This is a genomic window from Flavobacterium sp. YO64, assembly GCF_004119505.1.
GTDB classification, from domain to species: Bacteria; Bacteroidota; Bacteroidia; order Flavobacteriales; family Flavobacteriaceae; genus Flavobacterium; species Flavobacterium oncorhynchi.
The window spans coordinates 1-22,846 of sequence record NZ_NRQV01000017.1; the positions used below are offsets into that span (position 1 = coordinate 1).

At 32.6% G+C, this 22,846-nt stretch carries 19 protein-coding genes; 7 read left to right on the top strand and 12 right to left on the bottom strand.

Going from position 1 to position 22,846, the window contains the following annotated elements; translation table 11 throughout:
* Nucleotides 1-128: 128 nt before the first annotated feature.
* The 7 genes from BOW57_RS13310 to BOW57_RS13340 form a co-directional block, all read right to left on the bottom strand.
* Nucleotides 129-554, bottom strand: coding sequence for a protease complex subunit PrcB family protein (locus BOW57_RS13310; protein WP_129054912.1), 426 nt, complete (start codon nt 552-554; stop codon nt 129-131).
* Between the two features lie 25 nt (nt 555-579).
* Nucleotides 580-1,716: an N-acetyl-alpha-D-glucosaminyl L-malate synthase BshA gene (gene bshA, locus BOW57_RS13315; protein ID WP_089059189.1), complete on the bottom strand. Its 1,137-nt coding sequence runs from the start codon at nt 1,714-1,716 to the stop codon at nt 580-582.
* A gap of 376 nt (nt 1,717-2,092) precedes the next feature.
* The gene (locus tag BOW57_RS13320) at nt 2,093-2,575 is read right to left on the bottom strand and encodes an ABC transporter ATPase (protein WP_089052805.1); all 483 of its coding nucleotides are present in this window, start codon (nt 2,573-2,575) and stop codon (nt 2,093-2,095) included.
* 85 nt (nt 2,576-2,660) lie between these two features.
* The gene (locus tag BOW57_RS13325; RefSeq protein ID WP_089052852.1) at nt 2,661-3,452 is read right to left on the bottom strand and encodes a (Fe-S)-binding protein; all 792 of its coding nucleotides are present in this window, start codon (nt 3,450-3,452) and stop codon (nt 2,661-2,663) included.
* 104 nt (nt 3,453-3,556) lie between these two features.
* Nucleotides 3,557-4,894: a (Fe-S)-binding protein gene (locus tag BOW57_RS13330; RefSeq protein ID WP_129054914.1), complete on the bottom strand. Its 1,338-nt coding sequence runs from the start codon at nt 4,892-4,894 to the stop codon at nt 3,557-3,559.
* A 5-nt stretch (nt 4,895-4,899) separates the two neighbouring features.
* On the bottom strand, nt 4,900-5,865 hold the full coding sequence (locus BOW57_RS13335) for an MlaD family protein (protein ID WP_129054916.1): 966 nt from the start codon (nt 5,863-5,865) through the stop codon (nt 4,900-4,902).
* Between the two features lie 50 nt (nt 5,866-5,915).
* Nucleotides 5,916-7,043 (bottom strand): N-acetylmuramoyl-L-alanine amidase, encoded by a 1,128-nt coding sequence (locus tag BOW57_RS13340; RefSeq protein ID WP_089052851.1) that lies wholly within the window; start codon nt 7,041-7,043, stop codon nt 5,916-5,918.
* A 49-nt stretch (nt 7,044-7,092) separates the two neighbouring features.
* Between BOW57_RS13340 and BOW57_RS13345 the strand changes: the two genes are divergently transcribed.
* Nucleotides 7,093-9,831 carry a putative LPS assembly protein LptD gene (locus tag BOW57_RS13345; protein ID WP_129054918.1) on the top strand — a complete coding sequence of 913 codons (2,739 nt, stop codon included), beginning with the start codon at nt 7,093-7,095 and terminating at the stop codon, nt 9,829-9,831.
* Between the two features lie 86 nt (nt 9,832-9,917).
* Complete coding sequence (locus BOW57_RS13350) at nt 9,918-10,298, top strand: RidA family protein (protein WP_129054920.1); 381 nt, start codon at nt 9,918-9,920, stop codon at nt 10,296-10,298.
* Here BOW57_RS13350 and BOW57_RS13355 read toward each other — a convergent pair.
* The 5 genes from BOW57_RS13355 to BOW57_RS13375 form a co-directional block, all read right to left on the bottom strand.
* Nucleotides 10,279-10,653, bottom strand: a complete 375-nt coding sequence (locus BOW57_RS13355; RefSeq protein ID WP_089052850.1) for a methylglyoxal synthase — start codon at nt 10,651-10,653, stop codon at nt 10,279-10,281. The genes BOW57_RS13350 and BOW57_RS13355 overlap by 20 nt on opposite strands.
* A gap of 10 nt (nt 10,654-10,663) precedes the next feature.
* Nucleotides 10,664-11,515, bottom strand: coding sequence for an N-acetylglucosamine kinase (locus tag BOW57_RS13360; protein WP_089052800.1), 852 nt, complete (start codon nt 11,513-11,515; stop codon nt 10,664-10,666).
* A 129-nt stretch (nt 11,516-11,644) separates the two neighbouring features.
* Complete coding sequence (gap, locus tag BOW57_RS13365; protein WP_089052799.1) at nt 11,645-12,649, bottom strand: type I glyceraldehyde-3-phosphate dehydrogenase; 1,005 nt, start codon at nt 12,647-12,649, stop codon at nt 11,645-11,647.
* Between the two features lie 97 nt (nt 12,650-12,746).
* Nucleotides 12,747-13,733: a 6-phosphofructokinase gene (gene pfkA, locus BOW57_RS13370; protein ID WP_089052798.1), complete on the bottom strand. Its 987-nt coding sequence runs from the start codon at nt 13,731-13,733 to the stop codon at nt 12,747-12,749.
* Nucleotides 13,734-14,039: 306 nt separating this feature from the next.
* Nucleotides 14,040-18,545: a translocation/assembly module TamB domain-containing protein gene (locus tag BOW57_RS13375; RefSeq protein WP_241687446.1), complete on the bottom strand. Its 4,506-nt coding sequence runs from the start codon at nt 18,543-18,545 to the stop codon at nt 14,040-14,042.
* Between the two features lie 207 nt (nt 18,546-18,752).
* On the opposite strand from BOW57_RS13375, the gene tsaD reads away from it, so the two are divergent.
* The 5 genes from tsaD to BOW57_RS13400 all read left to right on the top strand — a co-directional run bounded on the left by tsaD (nt 18,753) and on the right by BOW57_RS13400 (nt 22,761).
* Nucleotides 18,753-19,775, top strand: a complete 1,023-nt coding sequence (gene tsaD / locus BOW57_RS13380) for a tRNA (adenosine(37)-N6)-threonylcarbamoyltransferase complex transferase subunit TsaD (RefSeq protein WP_129024644.1) — start codon at nt 18,753-18,755, stop codon at nt 19,773-19,775.
* 3 nt (nt 19,776-19,778) lie between these two features.
* Nucleotides 19,779-20,492 (top strand): 16S rRNA (uracil(1498)-N(3))-methyltransferase, encoded by a 714-nt coding sequence (locus BOW57_RS13385; RefSeq protein ID WP_129054922.1) that lies wholly within the window; start codon nt 19,779-19,781, stop codon nt 20,490-20,492.
* A gap of 16 nt (nt 20,493-20,508) precedes the next feature.
* A complete protein-coding gene (locus BOW57_RS13390; RefSeq protein ID WP_129054924.1) occupies nt 20,509-21,147 on the top strand; it encodes a DUF4159 domain-containing protein in 639 nt (212 codons plus the stop codon).
* Nucleotides 21,148-21,157: 10 nt separating this feature from the next.
* Nucleotides 21,158-21,652 (top strand): TrmH family RNA methyltransferase, encoded by a 495-nt coding sequence (locus tag BOW57_RS13395; protein WP_129054926.1) that lies wholly within the window; start codon nt 21,158-21,160, stop codon nt 21,650-21,652.
* Between the two features lie 158 nt (nt 21,653-21,810).
* Complete coding sequence (locus BOW57_RS13400) at nt 21,811-22,761, top strand: zinc metalloprotease (RefSeq protein WP_129054928.1); 951 nt, start codon at nt 21,811-21,813, stop codon at nt 22,759-22,761.
* Nucleotides 22,762-22,846: the final 85 nt, after the last annotated feature.

A 22,846-nucleotide genomic window follows, 5' to 3' on the forward strand; every position in this document is an offset into this window, starting at 1 on the left:
GCCGTATTAATACGGCAGGTTTTTTCTTTTTAGTTATTGTCACCCTGAGCTTAGTCGAAGGGTTTGAAGAGTAAAAGAGGCTTCGACTAAGCTCAACCTGACATTTAAATCACCAAAGCAAGAACTAATTACTTAATAATAATAATTTCTTTCTTAGAATGTATTTTCACAACTGTGTACGGATATGTAATAACCTGCATAACCATTGCATCTTTAGCAGGACTGTTTTCTTTTACAGTTATAATAATATTTTTATCTGTTTCCTCTACTTTATCAACTCCAATAGAATAACCTCCTGTATTTTTCTCTCCCATATTTAAAATAATATAGTTGGAATTACTAATATCAGTCTGTTTCATTTTATCAGCTAAAAGCGGATCATTTTCTAACATTTTGATTTCGTTTGGCTCGGTCAAAATCTCATAAAACTTAATATTCCCACCGCCGTCAGACTGCTCCGTTAAAATCTCATACAACCCTTTTGAATCTGATGTTTTTTTAACACCGCAGGAAATCAAAACAAAAAGGACTAAAACTGAAATTACTTTTTTCATTTACGCTTATATTACTTAAAAACTTTTACTCTTTATAATCATCTATTGCTTTTTGATACAAAGCTTCATACTTAGGCAAGATGTTTTTAATATCAAACTTCTTAGCAACCTCTAAAGCATTTAATTTAAATTGATTCAGAGTTTCATCATCTTTTAAAATTTTAATAGCATTGGCAGCCATTTCCTCAACATTTCCAACATTACTTAAATAACCAGAAACCCCATCAAAATTAACTTCAGGCAAACCTCCAGAATTACTTGAAATAACAGGAACTCCGCAAGCCATTGCTTCTAATGCAGCAAGACCAAAACTTTCTGTTTCTGATGGAAGCAAAAACAAATCGGTAAAACATAAAATTTTATCAATCTCGTTGCTGTTTCCAAAGAAGATTACTTTATCATAAATCCCCAATTCCATACACAAAACCTCTGCTTTTTCTTTCTCAGGACCATCGCCCACCATCATTAATTTAGCAGGCATTACTTTCTGAATATTATAAAAAATCTTAATAATATCCGGAATACGTTTTACCTTTCTAAAATTACTAATGTGGGTTATAATTCGCTCATCTTCTTTTGCCATTACATAACGATGACATGGTACTGTTGGATCTTTCTTTACTTTATCCAATTCAATAAAATTCGGGATTACCTTAATTTTATTTTTGATTTTGAATAGTTTCAAAGTATCATCTTTCAAACTCTGTGAAACTGATGTCACATAATCTGATTTATTGATACTAAAAGTTACAGCAGGTTTATAAAACGGATGATTTCCTACCAGTGTAATATCTGTTCCATGAAGCGTTGTAATCATTGGCAGATTAATTCCTTCATTTTTCAGCATTTGTTTCGCCATATAACCCGCATAAGCGTGAGGGATAGCGTAATGCACATGAAGAACTTCAATTTTATACAATTTTACCATATCGACCAATTTACTTGACAAAGCCAATTCGTAAGGTTGATAATGAAAAAGTGGATATTCTGGAACGTTTACTTCGTGATAATGAACATTCGGATTTAAAAGTGCCAGCCTAACTGGCTGACTATATGTTATAAAGTGTATTTCGTGTCCGCGTCTGGCTAATTCAAGGCCTAGTTCTGTTGCAACTACACCACTACCTCCAAATGTTGGATAACAAACTATTGCTATTTTCATGTATAAAATTTAATTCTACGAAAATACTCAAAAATACTGTTTAATTCCCCTTTTCAATTGTTAGATTTTTGACAAAATTAGATTAATTCTAGTGAGTTTTTTCTCTAGAAGCAGAACTACATCAACCAAAAGAAACTCCAGTCCCGCTGTACGCTCTATCTTTTTCTGTCTAAAAAAGCCAGAAAAAGGATACCGCTACCATCGGGGCTAGATTAGACGTTTTTGTTTTTATAAGAACATGCTTAAACCAACTTTGACCAACTTTTGCAAAAACCTGAAACCTGAAACCTGAAACTTGAAACTTGAAACTTGAAACAATAAAAAAAAAGGCACGAAACCTACATTTCATGCCTTTTAAATAGTTTATAAATTACTATTAGAAAAATCTGCTGTGCCAGCTGTCGGCAGCAGGAACTTCCCATGATTCATTAAATTCTTCGATATTGTTTACCAAATTATTGAAAACAATTGTGTTCTCAGAAACTGATTTATCTTTTACCATTTTCTTGAAATCAATTAATGGTTTATGTGCTATATGTTCTCCAAGCTTAAAAGTAACATTCATTTTGTCCAACAAATCAACGTTGTATTTTTTCTCTAAGCCTTGAATAAACTCAACCGAACTATCAATCGAGCAACCTGTCGCAGCTTGCACTTCTTGATTTACAGCCAGTATAATAAAACGATTGTATTTAAGTAAAAATGAAGCTTCAAGACTTGTTCCGTGTGCAGCCCATTCTTCAACAAAAGCTTTCAAATCGGTTTCGATTTCAGAAAATTCTTCCTCAGAAAATTTTCTGTTCGATTGGTAAATCCAAACTCTAGATTCACCAGGTAAATTTTCAAAAGGTATATACATTTTAATTTTAGATTTTAGATTGTTGATTTTAGATTTTAGATTTTTAAGATTTAACCTTAGAATCTTAATAACTTAGAACCTCAGGTTATAAATCCTGTGCATTAGCAATTAATTCTGCAATATCCAGCACTTTTACCTGACCTTCTTTTTCTTGATGTTTGATACCATCTGTTAACATTGTATTACAAAAAGGACATCCTGCAGCAATAATATCTGGTTTCACTTCTAAAGCGTCTTCTGTACGTAATACGTTAACTTCTTTATTTCCTGGTTCAGCATCTTTAAACATTTGCGCGCCGCCAGCTCCGCAGCATAATCCATTTGCTTTAGAACGCTTCATTTCGACTAATTCAACATCTAACTTTTGAATTAAATCTCTTGGAGCTTCATACACTTTATTTGCTCTTCCTAGATAACAAGGATCATGAAAAGTTATTCTTTTTCCTTTAAATTGACCACCTTCTACAGTAAGTCTTCCATCATCTATTAATGATTTTAAGAATTCCGTATGATGAATAACTTCATAGTTTCCACCTAATTCTGGATACTCGTTTTTTAAAGTATTAAAACAGTGCGGACAAGCGGTAACAATTTTCTTTGCTTCATATGCATTCAAAACCTCAATATTCATCATAGCTTGCATTTGAAACAAAAATTCATTTCCAGCACGTTTTGCAGGATCACCTGTACAGCTTTCCTCTGCACCCAAAACTGCAAATGAAACATTAGTACGGTTTAATATTCGTACAAATGCTTTTGTGATTTTTTTTGCTCTATCATCAAAACTCCCAGCGCAACCTACCCAGAATAAAACTTCTGGCTGTATTCCCTGAGCTAGCATTTCAGCCATTGTTGGCACTACTAAATTTTCTGACATCTCTTTTTGTTTAATCGTTGATTTGTTTAATTGTTTAATCGGCAACTTGATCGAATCCTAAGAACGATTAAACGAATTGACGATTAACCGATTAAACTATATTTTTAATTTTCGTTTTTCCAATTCAAACGGTCCTGCTGGCTGTATTGCCAAGGAGCACCATTATTTTCAATATTAGTCATCATTGCATTCAATGACATTGGTGCAGCACTCTGCTCCATCACTAAATAACGACGCATATCCATAATAATAGACAACGGACTAATATTAACAGGACATTCTTCTACGCAGGCATTACAAGAAGTACAAGCCCACAATTCTTCTGGCGTAATATAATCGTTTAATAAAGTTTTATTATCTGGTACAAAAACACCATTATTAGCGTCGATATTATTTCCTACTTCTGTTAAACGGTCTCTTGTATCCATCATAATTTTACGTGGAGACAATTTTTTACCTGTTTGATTTGCCGGACAAGATGACGTACAACGTCCGCATTCTGTACAAGTATAAGCATTCAACAACTGAACCCAATTTAAATCTTGAACATCGCTTGCTCCAAACTTACTTGGAGCTGCATTCTCATCAACAGGAGCAGCTGCAAATGGATCTGCATTTGGATCCATCATCAATTTCACTTCTTTTGTAACAGAAGCTAAATTATCAAACTGCCCTTCTGGATTTAAATTTGCAAAATAAGTATTAGGGAAAGCTAAAAGAATGTGTAAATGTTTTGAGAAGTATAAATAGTTCATAAAAACTAAAATACCCGCAATATGCAGCCACCAAAAAGCTTCAAACAATAATGAAACTAATTCGTTTGACATTCCATTAAAGATCGGAGCAATAAACTGACTTACTGGAAAACTTCCTGCTTTATGAAAATGAGAAAATCCTCCTGGAACATTCTGCAAATGCAAATCAGAAGCATTCATCAATAAAAACAAAAGCATCAAAACAGTTTCAAAATACAAAATGTAATTGGCATCGCTTTTAGGAAATCCGTTTAAGTCAGGATTTATAAAACGCTTAAGTCTAATAACATTTCTTCTAATCCAGAAAACTACAACAGCAAAAATTACAAGTATTGCCAGTATTTCGAAAGAAGCTATTAACACATCATAAACCACACCTAAATAAGGCGCAAAGATTCTATGAGTTCCAAATAACCCATCTATAATAATTTCAAGTAACTCGATATTAATAATTATGAAACCTACATATACAAAAATATGAAGTATTCCAGCTACAGGGCGTCTCACCATTTTTGACTGCCCAAGAGCAATCATTGCCATGTTTTTCCAGCGCGCTTTAGAATTATCCTTTCGATTTACATCTACTCCCAAGTTAATGTTTCGGATGATCTTTTTTACGCTCGCTGTAAAAAAACCAAAACCTACTATAAGAAGTATGGCGAACAAAATATTATCTAAATAACTCATTGCAATTATTTTTTATCAGTTGAATTCACATCTTCAGCAGGAGCTACATAAGGTTTGTTTTTCTTTCCAAAAAGAGAAACGTTTACGTAACGCGTTGGGTATAAACGAACGTCCTGTAATAACAATTCAAGTTCCTTTGAAGTTTTTGCAAGGTTATTATAAAGAGCTTCATCACTTAATAATTTACCCATAGTACCTTTTCCAGAATTTAAATTAGCCATAATACCATCAACTTTAGCCAAAGTTTGATTTAGGTTTCTAACTGTTTTTCCTAAATCGGCTTTGTTTAATGAATCTGATATTTTATTAAAGTTGCTTGACATTTTATTAAAGTTTGTCACAACTCCATTTATCTGACCTTTATTAGTATCTAAGATGTTATTGATACTTCCTGAAGCTTTATGGAACTGCTCCATTGTCTGACTTAACTCAGCCAAACTTTTCTTTAAATCGTCTTGCGTTTTTTTATCTAAAACATTGTTCAATCCAGTTACCAGATTGTCAATATTTAGAAGCATTTTATCTAACTTTTGCGTAATTGGATCAATTTTACCGCCTAACGAATCTGTTAATCCTAATTCAACAGCAGGTACTAATTTCTGACCATCTTCTGCTGGATCTTTATCTGCAAGATTTGGTACAATTTTTATCTGTTTCCCTCCAATCAAACTTGGAGAATACAAGGCTGCAGTACTGGTTTTAGAAATTGGAAAATCTGTTTTTAATTGTAGTTCAACCAATAATTTACCAGTTATTTCATCAATTGTGATTTTATTTACTTTACCAATAGAAAGTCCATTGATGGTAACAGGTGCTGATGCTGACAAATCCTCTACATTGTCGTATTCGACATATAATGTTTTGTAATTTGTAAAAAGGTCTCTGCCTTTTAAAAAACTGTAGCCCCAAATAAATAATAAGATTGACGCGATGACTAAAATAGCCGTTTTAATTTCTCTTGTTAGTTTCAAAATTCTAAGTGTTTGTACAAAAATAATATAAATATTCGAACTAGGGCTTATTATTTAATGGCGTCTTGAATGCTGATTTTTTCACCATCACGATTCGCAATTAAAAATGCAGCTCCATATCCCTTACTCTTAGCTTCTTGCAAATATTTCTTTGCAGTTTCATAATCTGAAGTTTCTTGGTAGAAATATTTATAAATATTGTTTTCGTATAACATGGTTACATTATTCAATCCTTTAAAATTTTTAGCCTCTAAAGGTGTTTTTTTGATGCTGGCAATTAACTGTACTTTAAAAAAAGTGCCTTTTGGGGCATTTTTTTTCACTGCAGCAGATTCTACAACTTTATTCTTTGCCGGAGTAGATGTATCTCTAACTGGTCGAGCCTCTATTACTTCAGGAGTTCCTGAACCAAAATACTCTCTTTTATAGCTCAAAATAGCTTCTGCAATTGCTTTGGCAATTTCATCTTGTCCTTCTTCAGAATTCAAAATATTTCCTTCGGTTGTATTAGAAATAAATCCTGTTTCAACTAAAACTCTTGGCATATAAGCTTTATGAAGTACCATAAATGGCGCCTGTTTTACTCCGCCTTGTCTTAATTTTTTTCCAAGTTTTTCAAAATTATCTTCGATTTTACTTGCAAGCGAAATACTGTTATCTAAATACTCTTCTTGCATTAAAGTCATACCAATCATAGATTCTGGAGAGTTTGGATCATAGCCTTCGTATTTACGTTTGTAATCTTTCTCTAAAGTAATTACGGAGTTCTCTTTTTTTGCAGCCTCTAAGTTTGATGCAATTTTACTCAACCCCATTACATACGTTTCTGTTCCGTCTGCCGCTGTATTTTTGTTAGCATTACAGTGTATAGAAACAAAAATATTTGAATTGGCTCTATTGGCGATATTGGCTCTTTCTACTAAATCAATAAAAACGTCAGTTTTTCGCGTGTAAATAACATTAACATTAGGATTAAGCTCTAAAATTTTTCCAACTTTTAGAACAATTGCTAAGGCGATATTTTTTTCGATCCGTCCGCTGTAAACAGCGCCAAAATCATGATCTCCATGTCCTGCATCAAGTGTCACCTTAAAAACGTTAGCTTGACTGTAAGCACAAAAAGACATTATTGTTAGAAAAAAAGTAAAGATTACCTTAATTTTGCTCAATCTATTCATAAATCTAAAAGTTAATTTTAATAAAACGCAACTGCTATAATTTTTATAATTGATTATTTTTGCCAAAAAATTATATGTAAGTTTGACATGTCAAAAAACAAGCCATAATTTTACAAAAATAGCATTTAAACCTTTGCACACAAACTTATTTAATATCGTTTTATTATCATTTTTCCTATCTGCAGGATGTGGTAAATTATATTCACAAGAGATAAAATCCAAAAAAAAGCCTTTGCCTGCTGTAAAACAAACAGATAAGCCTCAAATTAAACCCATTGATACTATTAAAGTAGACAGCATTAAGCCAACTAAGACTTTTTTAGACGGGAAAGTAAAATACAAAGCAAAGGATTACGCCAAAATAGATCAGAAGAAAAAAATCATTACTCTTTATAATGAAGCTGAATTGTATTATAAAGATGTTGAACTAAAATCGGGTATAATTGTACTTAATTATGAAAAAGATGAAGTTTATGCAGGTCGAATAAAAGATTCTGCAGGTGTATTAACTCAATATCCAAACTTCAAACAAGGAGCAAGCGAGGTTCAACCCGATTCTATACGCTTTAATTTTAAAACAAAAAAAGCCTTAATTTACAACTCAAGAACAGAACAAGGCGAATTTAAAATAAAAGCAGCTGTTACTAAAAAAGAGAATGACTCTGTTTACTTTTTAAGAGGCGCTCGCTTTACAACTGCTCAAGATATTGACAATCCTGAATACTATTTTCAAACTAATAAAGTAAAATTTATTCCAGGTAAAAAAGTTATTACCGGTTTAACCAATATGGTTATCGCAGATGTTCCTACGCCTCTAGCTCTACCTTTCGCCTACTTTCCGATGAGTCAGGAAAAAAGTGTTTCTGGTATTATTATTCCAAGTTACAACGACTCAAATACTCGTGGATTCTCTTTACAAAACGGAGGTTACTATTTTGCTTTAAGCGACAATTACGACTTAACGGTTTTAGGAGATTACTATACAAATGGGAGTTACGCTATGCGATTTGAATCGGCCTATGCGACACGATATAAATATCGAGGAAACGTTAATATTCGTTTTGAAAACCTTATAAACAGTGAAAGAGGATATCCAGATTATTCTAAACAAAACATCTACAACATTCAATGGTCGCACTCAAAGGATACAAAATCAAATCCTAATTCGAGTTTTTCTGCTTCTGTAAATATGGGTAGCAGTAAATACTTTAAGCGATCTATCAATCAGGCCAACATAGGATCTAACTTAAATAATACTTTAAGTTCGTCTATTTCATACAACAAAACATTTAATACAATTCCAGGTTCACGTATATCGTTGTCTGCTACGCATCAGCAAAATACACAAACCGAGGACATCATTATGACACTGCCTAATCTTCAAGGTAGTATTGATCGTGTTTACCCTTTTGTTGGAAAAGACGGGGTAAAAAAAGGTTTTATAAAAAACATAAACTTACAATATAATGTAACTGGAAAGAACGAATTTAAAACAACTGATTCTTTATTCTTTAAACCGCAAATGTTTAAAGATGCAAAAATTGGTATGCAGCATTCTATTCCAATCAGCACAAACTTTAAAATATTTAAATACTTTAGCGCTGGAGCTTCTACAAATTACCAAGAAACTTGGGTTACCAAAACAATCGAAAAGAATTACGATGTAGATAAAAGTGCGGTTGTAGATAAGACTGTAAACGGTTTTGACTCTTATAGAACTTACAACTTCAGTACTAATTTAGGTACAACAATTTATGGTACGTTCAATTTTGGGGCCGATAAAAGAATTCAGTCTATTCGTCACGTTATGAGACCAAGTATTACTTACTCTTATACGCCGAGCTTCGAAAGATACTACGATCATTATACTGTTGATGCTGCAGGAAAGATTTCTACAGATGAATATTCTCGTTTTGCAAACGGTATTTACGGCGCACCTGGAAAAGACAATTCTAACATAGTTGGTTTTTCTTTAAGCAACACTTTTGAAGCTAAAGTACGAGATCGTGACAGTACAAAAACAGAGCCCAAAAAAATAATGCTGTTAAACAATTTAAACTTCAGCACAAGTTATAATTTTAACGCAAACGGTAAAGAAACATTGGCATTTCAGCCTATTCTTGTAAGCGGTGGAACACAACTTTTTCAAAACAAAATGAATGTCAATTTTGGAGCTGTTTTAAACCCATATGCAATTGATAATGCAGGAAACGTAATGAATATGTACAACATTGACAATGGAGGAAGTTTATTTAGAATGACCAGTGCGAATATTACAATGAATTACTCTTTTTCGAATAAAGGAGGAGATAATAAAGAAAAAAACAATCAAAGTCAGCGAAATGGTGGTCGTAATGACGATTTATTTGGTACAAATACAGACTTAAATGACAGTCGAAACAGCCAATTTGCAAACGAAAAAGATAACGATAAAGATGTAATTACAGAGTTCTTCAGTTCAAAATTACCTTGGGACATGACGCTTGCTTACTCATTGACATACTCGAATGCCAACAGAGAGAATAAAATAACCGGAAACTCAATCATGGTTTCTATGAACATGGATATTACACCTAAATGGAAAGGCGGGGTTTCAACTGGATTTGATTTTGTTCAAAAGGGAGTTACTTTTACGCAATTTCGTTTTGAAAGAGACTTGTTAAGCTGGAGAATGGCTTTTAACTGGTCTCCTATGGGAACAAACTCTAACTGGAATTTCTTTATCGGAATTAAATCTGGTATGTTGAGCGATATTAAATGGAATAAGCGAAGTACTTCAAATCGATAAGCCATTTTCTTAATTGTTTTATCTTAATTAGAAGATCTTAATAATTACTATACCAAAATTGTTTAAAAACAAATAAGTATCTACATATGAAAAAAATAATCTTTACAGATAAGGCTCCTGCTCCAATTGGACCTTACAATCAAGCTGTATTATCAGGAAACACACTTTATGCATCTGGACAAATTGCTATAAATCCAGCATCGGGTGAACTGGTAACTGACAACATCAATGATGAAACAAAACAAGTAATGGAAAATATTGCTGCTATTCTAGAAGCTGCAGATATGACTTTTGAAAATGTAGTTAAAGCGACTATTTTTATTATGGATATGAACAATTTTGGCGCAATAAATACTGTTTACGGTTCTTATTTTAACGAAAAAACCGCTCCAGCACGTGAAACGGTTCAAGTAGCATGTCTGCCAAAAAATGTAAATGTTGAGATTTCTATAATCGCAGTGCAATAGCATCTAATAATAATTGTGCCGTTGCTTCGTTTGTTGCCAGCGGCACATTATGTACGTCGCAAACGCGAATTAACATATTAATATCTGCTTCATGCGGATGACTGGATAAAGGATCTTTAAAAAAGAAAACCATTTTCGTAATTCCTTCCGCTACTCTGCCTGCAATCTGCGCATCACCGCCTAAAGGTCCAGAAAGCATTCTTTGGGTTTTAAATCCCGCAGCTTCAGCTTTTCCTCCAGTAGTTCCTGTTCCAATAAGTTTTATTGACTCATGATGTAATACATCACTATTTTTAATCAAAAAGTCGATCAAATCAGCTTTCTTGCCATCGTGAGCAATGATTGCAATTTCCATAAATCCAGAACTATTGGTTAGCAACATGGTAAGCAATTAATCCATCAATTGGTCTTCTTAAAACGTTCCCTAATTGAAGTTCATATTTATCAAAAGTTTCTTGTAATTCATCTTTTAGATAAAATGCAATAGAACCTACAAAATGCACAGGAACTTCTTTGCAGTTATCAAACTGTTTGATATAGTTTTTAACGAAAGATTTCATTCCTTTGAAAATAATTTTTCTGCAGAATTCTGTGTCTTTGTGTTTGATTAAAAACTTTGCAAAAGTTGCCAAATAAGCATTTGGATTTGGTTCTTTGTATAGTTTGTTTTTAATAAAATCAGGATCAACGTCGTACTCTTTTTCAAGCTCTACAGCTAATTCTTTTGGCATTTTATTAAAATAGTACTTTCTAATTAATTCTTTTCCAAAAACATTTCCACTGCAGTCATCCATTAAGATATACCCTAATGACTGCACTTTTTGATGCAATACTTTTCCATCAAAATAACTGCAGTTAGAACCTGTTCCTAAGATAGAAACAATTGCTTCTTCACCTTTTGGTGTTGTTGCATAAACGGCAGCATAAGTATCTTCTTGTACGTCAATAATTGCATTAGTGAAATAATCCTGAAAGATCAGCTTTAAAGCTTCTTTCATTCTGTCAGTTCCACAACCAGCTCCGTAAAAGAACAAATGGGTTGCATTTTTTTTATTTTGCAAAATATCAAAACGATCGTTTAATCTTTCAATGATTTCCGGAGCGTCTAGAATTTCAGGATTTAATCCTAAGGTTTGTGTGGTGAATAATACTTTTCCATTATCATCAATTGCAATCCAATCGGCTTTAGTAGATCCACTATCAACTATTAATTTCATTTTATTTAGTTTTTGGATTAGTTTTTCTTCAATAAACTATAAGTGTATTTTTTACAATAATTAAAGACGAAACAAAATAAGAAAATCCCGTTATTTTGACATAACGGGATTCTGCAAAAATATATAATATTATTTTAAACCTGCAATATGTACAGATAAATCGATCAATTTGCTTGAGTATCCGTACTCATTATCATACCAAGATACTAATTTGAAGAAAGTAGAATTTAATCCGATTCCTGCACCAGCATCAACGATTGAAGTTCTTTTATCAGAAATGAAATCTTGAGATACAACTGCATCTTCAGTATATCCTAAAATACCTTTCATTTCGTTTTCAGAAGCTTTTTTCAATACAGCTAAAATTTCTTCGTAAGTAGTTTCTTTAGCTACTTTTACCGTTAAATCTACTACAGAAACGTCAGCAGTAGGAACACGGAAAGACATTCCAGTTAATTTTCCATTCAAAGCAGGAATTACTTTTCCAACTGCTTTTGCAGCTCCAGTAGATGAAGGAATGATATTGATTGCAGCAGCACGTCCACCTCTCCAGTCTTTTCTAGAAGGTCCGTCAGCAGTCATTTGAGTTGAAGTAGTTGCGTGAACAGTAGTCATTAAACCTTCAACGATTTCGAAATTATCGTGAATAACTTTAGCTAGAGGAGCTAAACAGTTTGTAGTACAAGAAGCATTAGAAACAACTAAATCAGTAGCTTTTGCAGTTTCGTGGTTTACTCCCATTACAAACATTGGAGCATCAGCTGAAGGAGCAGAAATGATTACTTTTTTAGCACCACCTTTGATGTGCTCATTTGCAGTTTCGATAGTTGTAAAGATACCAGTACATTCTGCAACAACATCAACATCAACTTCATTCCATTTTAAGTCAGCTGGGTTTCTTTCTGCAGTAATACGGATATTTCTTCCATTTACATACAATTTTCCTTCTTTAACTTCTACAGTTCCGTTGAAACGACCGTGAACTGAATCATATTTTAATAAGTAAGCTAAGTGATCTACATCTAGCAAATCGTTGATTGCTACCACCTCTACATTATCTCTATTGAAAGTTTCTCTAAAAACGATTCTTCCGATACGTCCAAATCCGTTTATTCCTAATTTTACTTTTGACATTTTACTAATTTTTTGCTTTTGTTTTTATTACACTAATTTAAAGTCTAATTTCCTCACAATAAACTTCATTCCTTTTTTTAAACTTTGTCTTTTATAATTATGTAGACATGATGTCTGACACTCTCAATAATTCTCTATCAATCTCAGATTTACCTTTAATTGCCTGTTCAAGCGGAGTCAACGACACTTTGTCTTCTTTAAGACCAACCATGTAGTTTGATTTTCCTTCAATTAAAGATTCTACTGCTTTTACACCAAGACGACTTGCCAGTACACGATCAAAACAAGATGGTGAACCACCACGCTGCATATGTCCTAAAACAGATACTCTAACATCGTACTCAGGTAAATTAGCTTCAACGTAGTCTTTTAATTCAAAAACGTTTTTACCAATTTTATCTCCTTCAGCAATAACAACTATACTTGATGATTTTCCTGATGCTTTACTTTTTTGAAGAGAGTCTAATAATCTATCTAAACCTAAATCTTCTTCAGGGATAAGAATTTCCTCAGCACCAGCACCAATTCCGGCATTAAGAGCGATATGTCCTGCATCTCTACCCATAACCTCTACAAAAAACAAACGGTTATGTGAACTTGCAGTATCTCTAATTTTATCGATACAATCTACTACTGTATTTAATGCCGTGTCATAACCTAATGTATGACTTGTACCATAAATATCATTATCAATTGTACCAGGAATTCCCATTACAGGAAAACCATATTCTGCATTGAAAATTAGACCTCCGGTAAAGCTTCCGTCTCCTCCAATAACTACTAGAGCATCAACTCCAGCTTTCACTAAATTTTCGTGTGCTTTTTTTCTACCTTCTGGTGTTCTAAAATCAACAGAACGAGCAGATTTTAAGATCGTTCCTCCTTTATTTACTATATTATTAACGCTTCGAGGGCCCATTTCTTTAAAATCGCCTTCGATCATTCCTTGATAACCTCTATAAATTCCTATGCATTCTATATTATGATAAGCACATGTTCGAACAACTGATCGTATTGCAGCATTCATTCCTGGTGAGTCTCCTCCTGAGGTAAGAACACCTACTTTTTTTATTGTTTTTGACATTATTTAAGTATTAAAGTGTAAAATTAGCAAACATTCACCACTTTTCGGGTTCTGTTTATTATAAATTAGTAAAATATGTTAAATTCAAACGTTTTCGTTAATAAGTTTTTTGACTGGAAAAATTTCATTTAAAATAATAAAACTCTCTTTTTTTAATTAATTCTTTAAAACTAACAATAGCCAAATGAAGTGTTACAAAAAACACATAAACTCTATTAAGCTGAAAAATTATTAATTGTCTAAAATACGCATAAAAAAACCCATTATATAAATAATGGGTTGAAATAGCATTTTTTTAACAATCGGCTAAAAATCGTTATCTGGAATTAATCCTTCACTGTTATTTTTAGGCTGTGTTTTTTTCTCTTCTTCTTTTTGAGATTTCTTTTTATCTTTTTCAGCTTCTTTCTTATTCTTCTCTGATTCTTTTTTGTTGGTAAAATTAACAAAGTCAGGATTTAAATTAGAATCTTGAAAATCATCAGAGTTTTTAATGGCTCGTTCTAATTTATGATTTTTAAACATTTTGTTTACTAATTCGCTAAAAGTATCAAAATCGACTTCGTACGAAATACCAACTCCTTGTGTATAACCAATTCCCTGCCCGATATAATTAATATCATTCTCCTTGTTAAACAAACGAAGATTCATTGATCCGTCATCATTTACGCGATACAAAATTTCAATATCACCTACAATTGCAGATTCATTAACACCACCAACCGGCACTCCTAACTTACCATTGATTGTAATTCTTTCGTTGATCTGAGAAGATATATTAGCTACAAACTGACCATCGGCTTCTTGCCCCAGCCTTTTATCTGCAGAAATATAATTTAAATCGATATTAACCTTATCATTGTCTGATTTTATAATTCCGCCTAATAAACTCGAAGCGGTTTCTGTCAACGTTCCAGATAAATCACCTTGGCTAAATCCGTCTGTACTCATAAACGAACCTGTAGACAATAAATAAAGCGCTTGTGTTTGACGAATATCTTTATCATCTAACTTATATTGAATTTCAGATTTTAGCACGTTACTTACTGATGGAAACTGAATATCAAAATTAGGCTCTGGACTTGCTAAATCTCCTCTTAAACCAATAACTACTTCTACTGGTACTTTTTTATTAAATGAAGAGGTATTATCAAGCAATACCGCAGGATTTGCTGATGTTTTATAAACCGCTTCAAGATTCAACTGCGCTTTCATTGGGTTTCCTTCCCAAATAATAGATCCTCCTTTTTTAACAGAGAATTTTTTATCGATTAAACCGCCGTATTTAAAATTATAAGTTCCTTCGTATGCCTGGAAATCTCCCCACATATTAAACTTACCAAGTGTATTAATCTTAAACAACAGCGATCCATAACCTTTCCCTTTCATTCCATGTCCGGAATTTCGATCTAGAATTACTTCAACTTCAGCATCTGGTGTAATATCAAAATCAAACTCCAACTCTAATCCGTTGTAGTTTTTTACTCTTTCGACAATACCATTTTCTAAATTGTACTTTTCTTTTGGCGTTACAAAATGAATCCAGCTGCTTTCTCCTACGCTTTGCGAATTGTTTATAGGAATTTTGACTTCGGTGCCTTTTTCAGATTTAGCGTCTACTTTAATAAACAAACCATCTACAGGGCCTTTTATACTTGCAGTTCCGTTTATAAAAGCTGTTCCAAAATACGCCGCATCTTCGCTGTCTTTTGTATCCAGCGCCAATAAACGTTTAGAAGTTATGGTTAAATCTAGTTTCCAATCTCCAAAATTATGATGCTCAATTGTTCCATTAAGCAATCCTTTTGTTCCAAATTTAGTGTCCGTCAATTGATTGTTTCTGAACAAGAATTTCTCATCTGTTAAATCAATTACAGTTCGATCACTAAGTTCATAATCGGTATTTAAGTACGGAATTGTCATTCCTGCTTTTTCAACATAAAGTCTTCCGTTGATTTCAGGTTTCTTCAAATTTCCTACTACTGCTGCATTTCCTGAAACTGTACCTCGTACATTCGACAAAACATCACCGCCAACTTTTCCTAAAGTCGCAAGGTTAAATCCTTCTAACTTTAAACTTAAATCTAAAAACGTTTCTTTATTTTCTATAGCAAAAGTACCATTTGCTCTAAACGACTCCGCAAAACCATTTACAATAGAAGAATTTATAGTAAACTTTCTAAAACTTTCGTCACCAGCAATATCAAATTTTAAAGTCCCTAAATCTATTTCATTTAGATTCAGCTTATCAATCGAAATTGTTGCGGTGGGTTGATAAACATCTTTATTCTGCTTGTAATTTATATTACCGTTCAAATTACCTTTAAATACAAACTTCGAATTTAAAGGCGTAATTTTATTAATATCAACGTCTTCAAAATTCAAAACCAGATCTTTATAGTCTTTGCCTTTTATAACCCCATTTAAATCAATTTTTTGATCTTCATGCGACAGAACTATATTGTCAAAGGTGAAATTCTTGAAAAACTGATCAAAAACGATCTGATTATCTTTTTCTGAATTTTCATTTAAATACCATAGATAATCTTTGAACTTCATTTCAGATTTCTTAATCCCAACAATGTTATTCTTGTTTTTATCAATGGTATGGAACAAATCCAAATTAAAGTAATCCTCTCCTTTTTCTCCTCCTTTAAACTCAGACCTTACAAACAAAGTATCTTTTGCGGTAACGTTAATTAAATTAAAGTCGCGTATTTTATAATAAGGCGTTTTGATACTGTCTAATTCTACGAAAGCATTATACAGTGCATTTTTATTATCAACGCTGACTCTTATATTATCAAAAGTATTTTTGGCCGCTGTAATTTGCTGTGAATTAAACTTAAATTTAAACTCATTCTGATCAGCATCTATTTTACCACGAACGACAGTACTCGAGTCAATTTTCATTTCCGGATACAGCATTTCGACTACCTTATTATATACATGAAAATTAAAGCGTAAAAACTGTCCTTTATTTACTTTATAAGGTTTGTAATTGGTATATAAACTTCCTACAGAATTCATAACCAATTTATCTAACTGATCGAAACGAAATTTACCTACTATTTCTCCATCAACAACGTCGGTAGAATTAATTGTTATAGTACGAAGCTTATTTTCATCAAACCCAGAATTTATAGTAACTTCATCAAAAATATAAGTCGATTTTGGATTTTGATAAACGGCATCTTTGATAAAAATATTTCCCTGAAGATTCTCAATTGAATTTCCTGTAACTTCGACAATGGCATCTCCTTGAAAATGAGAAATTGAATCGTCTACAAACCTAAGTTTTCTTAAATCGGCATTTTCTACATTTATGTGAAAATCATATTTACTCTCACGTTTGCTTAAATCGACAATACCGTCAAAAGTCAAACTCAAATTTGGATCATTTACAGAAACCTGTCCTTTATAATATGGCAATTTAAAATTCCCGTTTACCACTATGTTATTATAGGTGTACTTATTGTAATCTAGTTTTGCAATATCACCTTTTATCTTAGTATTTAAATATTTCTCTGTAAAACCTACACCATCAACATCTATATTTAATGTTGTTTTACCAATATCTTTTCGGTCTAATAATGCACCTACATTAAAATTATCTAATACAATATTCCCTGAGTAAGATGCTTTGTCGATAAAATCCATATTATTCATATGCAGATCGACAACACCATTACCAAGATCTGTTGCCATTTTAAAAGCAGCTTCTAAATCTGTAGTCGAAACTTTGGCTTTCCCGACAATATTGAACTTGCCTATTTTTTTAAGTTCTTTTGGCAGTTTTTTGCCTAAAATCTCGGGAAGTATAACTACTAGATTATCGTAACTCGAAATTAATTTATCGAACTTTCCGTTCATAGAAAACTTTTGCGTCTTGCTTCCTAACAGATTTCTAAAATTAATATTTCCAAAAATTTTAGATCCATTAGAATCGCTAAGTCTAAGATGATTTAAATTCAGATTATTTAAAGGCCCTTTTATTTTAGTTCTAACTCTAAAATGCTGATTTTTTCCAAGTCCGTCATAAAAATAACGAATATCGTTTGAAGCAATCGAAGACGAATCTAAAGCTACATCAAACTGAACTTTATCTGTAAAATCAAGAAAATCGGTGATTTTATAATTCAAAATTGCTTTTCCGTAAATCCACGATCTCTTTGTTTTTATGGCTAAATTTTCAACTTTTATTTGTTTTTTGGTATAACTGAATTTACCTGCAAAGTTTGAAACATATAAACCTCGATGATCTAAAAAAGAAAATCTATGAATAGTGGTATTTACATCAGGACCATACAACTTAAAATCGCTGATATAAGCATTCAGCTTTTTAAAATCTAGGAATCTTGGTGTATTTTTATTTTCATCAATAACCGAAAAATTACCATTGGTGATATAAGCATTTCGAGCTGTTAAGAGAAAATGCTTATCAGATTTCGGCGTTTTTTTTCCCGTTTCAAACAATTTAATAAATTTATTAATATTGTTTTCATTCTCATTTTTATAGGTTTTCAAATTAAAAATCAAACCCGTTAAACGAAGATCTCCAAAAATTAAATCGCCGTCAAGCAATCTTTTAATGCTTAAAATATCTGTAGTAATAAGATCAGAATAGATTAAAGTCTTTTTATGATGATCTAAAATCAGGACTTTTTTAAGTTTTACTCCGCCAAAAATATTGATTGCTGTTTTCTCTACACTGATATTTGTTTTAAAATCAGTATTCAGAGTTTCAGTTATATATCGTGCGATTTTTGTTTGTACAACAGGCAGCGACAATGTGATAGCAAGTACCAGCAAAAGTAAAATTAAGCCAATCAGGGTTCTGGATACTATTTTCTTAATTCGTTTGATAACTGCTTTTTATTATTGTTTTTGTATTAATTTATTTTGAACAGACAAAGGACGACTGTTTTGATAAAAATTCTTTAATTTTGGCTTCTCCTTACAATCAAAGAAAATTGAAAATTTGATTTGTCAAATATAATTCAAAATTTGTGCCTTTATATGCAAAATCCAGAGGTTTTTATTCTTGCCATCGAAAGTTCATGCGACGATACTGCGGCCGCAGTTTTACATAACGACAAAGTACTCTCAAATGTTGTAGCGAACCAGTTAATTCACAACCAATATGGCGGTGTTGTTCCTGAGTTAGCTTCGAGGGCGCATCAGCAAAATATTGTGCCTGTAATTGATGCCGCACTTCGTAAGGCAAATGTACAAAAAGAACAGCTAACTGCGATCGCTTTTACACAAGGTCCGGGTTTAATGGGATCATTATTGGTTGGAAGTTCTTTCAGTAAATCGTTAGCATTAGCGTTAAAAATTCCTTTAATTGCTGTAAACCATATGCATGCCCATATTTTGGCGCATTTTATAGACGAAGAAGGTTTTGATAAACCAGAATTTCCATTTCTAGCTTTAACAATCAGCGGCGGACATACTCAAATTGTAAAAGTAAACGGCTTTTTTGATATGGAAATCATCGGAGAAACAACTGATGATGCTGTAGGAGAAGCTTTTGATAAAAGTGCCAAAATTCTTGGTCTTCCTTATCCCGGCGGACCTTTAATTGATAAATATGCCAAAGAAGGAAATCCAAAAGCATTTGCATTTACCAAACCAAAAGTTCCGGGATTAGATTTTAGTTTCTCAGGATTAAAAACGGCAATTTTATATTTTATTCAGAAGAATAAACTTGAAAATCCAAATTTTATCGAAGAGAATCTTAATGATATTTGTGCTTCAATACAATATACTATTATTGAAATTTTGATGGACAAATTAAAACTTGCTGTCAAAGAAACAGGAATTAAACAAATTGCAATTGGCGGAGGTGTTTCGGCAAACTCAGGTATTAGAACCAGACTTAAAGAAAGTGAAGGTAAATACGGCTGGAAAACTTTTGTTCCAAAATTTGAATATACCACAGATAATGCTGCAATGATTGGAATTGTAGGTTATCAAAAATACTTATCAAAACGTTTTGAAACTTCTGCGGTGGTTTCAAAAGCGAGAATTCAATTTTAAATTATGCAGTTATTTTACAATCCTGATATAGACGAAACAACAAAGAGTTTTTCTTTTGATAAAGAAGAAAGCAAACATATTATAAAAGTTTTACGCAAGAAAGATTCGGATATTCTTCATGTTACAAACGGTTCGGGTTTATTGTTTGAAACCGAGATAACTTTAGCTTCTGATAATAAATGCATTGTTGAAGTACTTTCTATAAAAAAATCTCCAGAACCAAAATTCCGCTTACATTTAGCCGTTGCGCCAACTAAAATGAATGATCGTTTTGAATGGTTTTTAGAAAAAGCCACCGAAATTGGAATTCAGGAAATTACGCCAATCATATGCGATCGTTCTGAAAGAAAAGTGATTAATTTAGAACGTTTTGAAAAAATCATTTTATCGGCTATGAAGCAGTCAAATGAAACTTTTCTTCCAAAACTAAATGATGCTGTTTCTTTTAAAGAATTCATTAAACAAAAAAATAAAGGTTTGCAATTCATCGCGCATTGTGAAGAAACAGACAAAAGATCTTTGAAAGATGCCTTAAAACCAAACGAAGATGTAACTTTATTAATTGGTCCTGAAGGCGATTTTTCGGATAAGGAAATTGCGTTGGCTATTGAAAATAACTTTCAACCAGTAACTTTAGGAAATACTCGATTACGAACTGAAACTGCTGCAGTTGTAGCTTGTCATAGTGTTGTATTTTTTAATGAAGTTTCAAACTAATTGTTATTCAATAACTATGAAAAAAATATTTCTTTTATTTTTATTCGTTTCTATTTCTTCTTTCTCTCAAGAAATTGCTTTGCTTAAATACAGCGGAGGCGGCGATTGGTATGCAAATCCAACATCACTTCCAAACTTAATACGATTTTGCAATGCGAACATTAATACTAGAATAAAAGCAAAACCATCAACTGTTGAACCTAGTAATCCTGATTTACTTTCGTATCCATTTGTGCATATGACTGGTCATGGAAATGTAGTTTTCAGCGATTCTGATGTTACTAATCTTAGAAATTACTTAACTGCTGGAGGTTTTTTACATATTGATGACAATTATGGAATGGATCAATATATTCGAAAGGAAATAAAAAAGATATTTCCAAATAATGATTTAATCGAAATTCCTGCTAATCATCCAATTTTTCAAAAACCTTATCCTTTTCCAAACGGTCTTCCTAAAATTCATGAGCATGATGGAACTCGCGCACAGGCTTTTGGAATTTTCGTCGAAAATAAATTAGTTTTATTATACACTTACGAATGTGATTTAGGTGACGGATGGGAAGATGCAGAAGTACATAATGATCCCACAAATGTTCGAGATAAAGCGCTAAAAATGGGCGCTAATATCATCAACTATATTTTTACCAATTAAAGACTAAAAAGTGCAGCTTACTCACGAAGAAAACCAATTTGAAAGAAAAACATTTCCAATAACTTTGGTTTGCGATCATATTTATTTTCAGCAAAATATTGGTTCTCTTTTTAGAATTGGTGAAGCTTTAGGAGTTGAAAATATTATTTTCTTAGGCAAGGATATTCCTTTGACTCCAAGAAAAATTAACAAAACCTCACGCAGCACACATCTTCACGTACCTCATACTATTATTGAAGAAACTTCTGACTTAATCACTTTTCTGAAAGAAAACAATTTCGAGATTATCTCACTTGAAATCACAAGTACCAGCAAACCTTTAAAAGAAGTTCAAATTCCTAAAAACCAAAAAATTGCACTTATTATCGGCAATGAAATTAATGGAATTTCTGATGAGCTTCTAAAAATTTCACATCAAATTGTGCACATAAATATGTTTGGAAAAAACAGCAGCATGAATGTTGTGCAAGCTGCAAGCATAGCTTTATACGAATTTACTTCATAAAAAAATATTTAACATTTTTGTAAGAACTAGATTATACAAGGGCTTGTAAAATTCTGACAAAAAAATTGTTATATTTTTTTGGCCAAAACATCATTTTGTTATAAAATTGCGACATAAATAACCAAATTTAATTTTTTATAACAAAAACCCCAAGTATTATGAAAAAAGTTATTATTACCGCAATCACAGCATTAGTGCTGTTTTCATGTCAAAACGACCAAACTGAATCCTCAAATTCAGATACAAGTGCCGTAACTCGTCGTGCTTGTGCTTCACAGGAAGTTTTAGACGCTCAATTAAAGGCAGATCCTATGTTAGCCATTAGGATGAATGAAATTGAAGCCTTTACCAATCAAAAATTACTTACAAATCGTTTAGTGAATGGCAAAATCGAAATTCCGGTTGTTGTGAATGTATTGTACAAAACCGCAGCACAGAATATTTCGAATGCACAAATTCAAACACAAATCGATGTTTTAAACAAAGATTTTAATGCACAAAATTCTGATTACGGAAATGTTCCTGCTTTATTTTCAGGAGTTAAAGCCAATATAGGAATTACATTTGTTTTAGATCAAGTAATCAGAAAATCAACAACTAAAACTTCTTGGGGTACAAATGACGCCATGAAAAAAACGGCTCAAGGCGGCATAGCACCAACTTCTCCAACCACAAAACTTAATTTATGGTCTTGCGCAATTGGAGGCGGAATTTTGGGTTATGCACAATTTCCCGGCGGTGCTGCGGCAACTGACGGAGTTGTAATTGATTCTAGATATTTTGGTTTATCCGGAGCGGCAAATGCACCATTTAACCTTGGCAGAACTGGAACTCATGAAGTGGGTCACTGGATGAATTTACGCCATATTTGGGGAGATGCAAGCTGTGGAAGTGACTTAGTAACTGATACACCAACACACAATACTGCAAACTATGGTGTTCCAGCATATCCGCATTACAGCACATGCACAGGAACTCCTGTAGAAATGACAATGAATTATATGGATTATGTTGACGATAATGCCATGTATATGTTTTCAGAAGGACAAAAAAGCAGAATGGCTGCTATTTTCCTTTCAGGAGGACCAAGAGCGGCTTTTGGAATCTAAAACAAACACCATATTTACAAAACAAAGAGTGAGATGTTATCATCTCGCTTTTTTTTGTTTATCCAAAATTTTCAAAAGCTTTTTC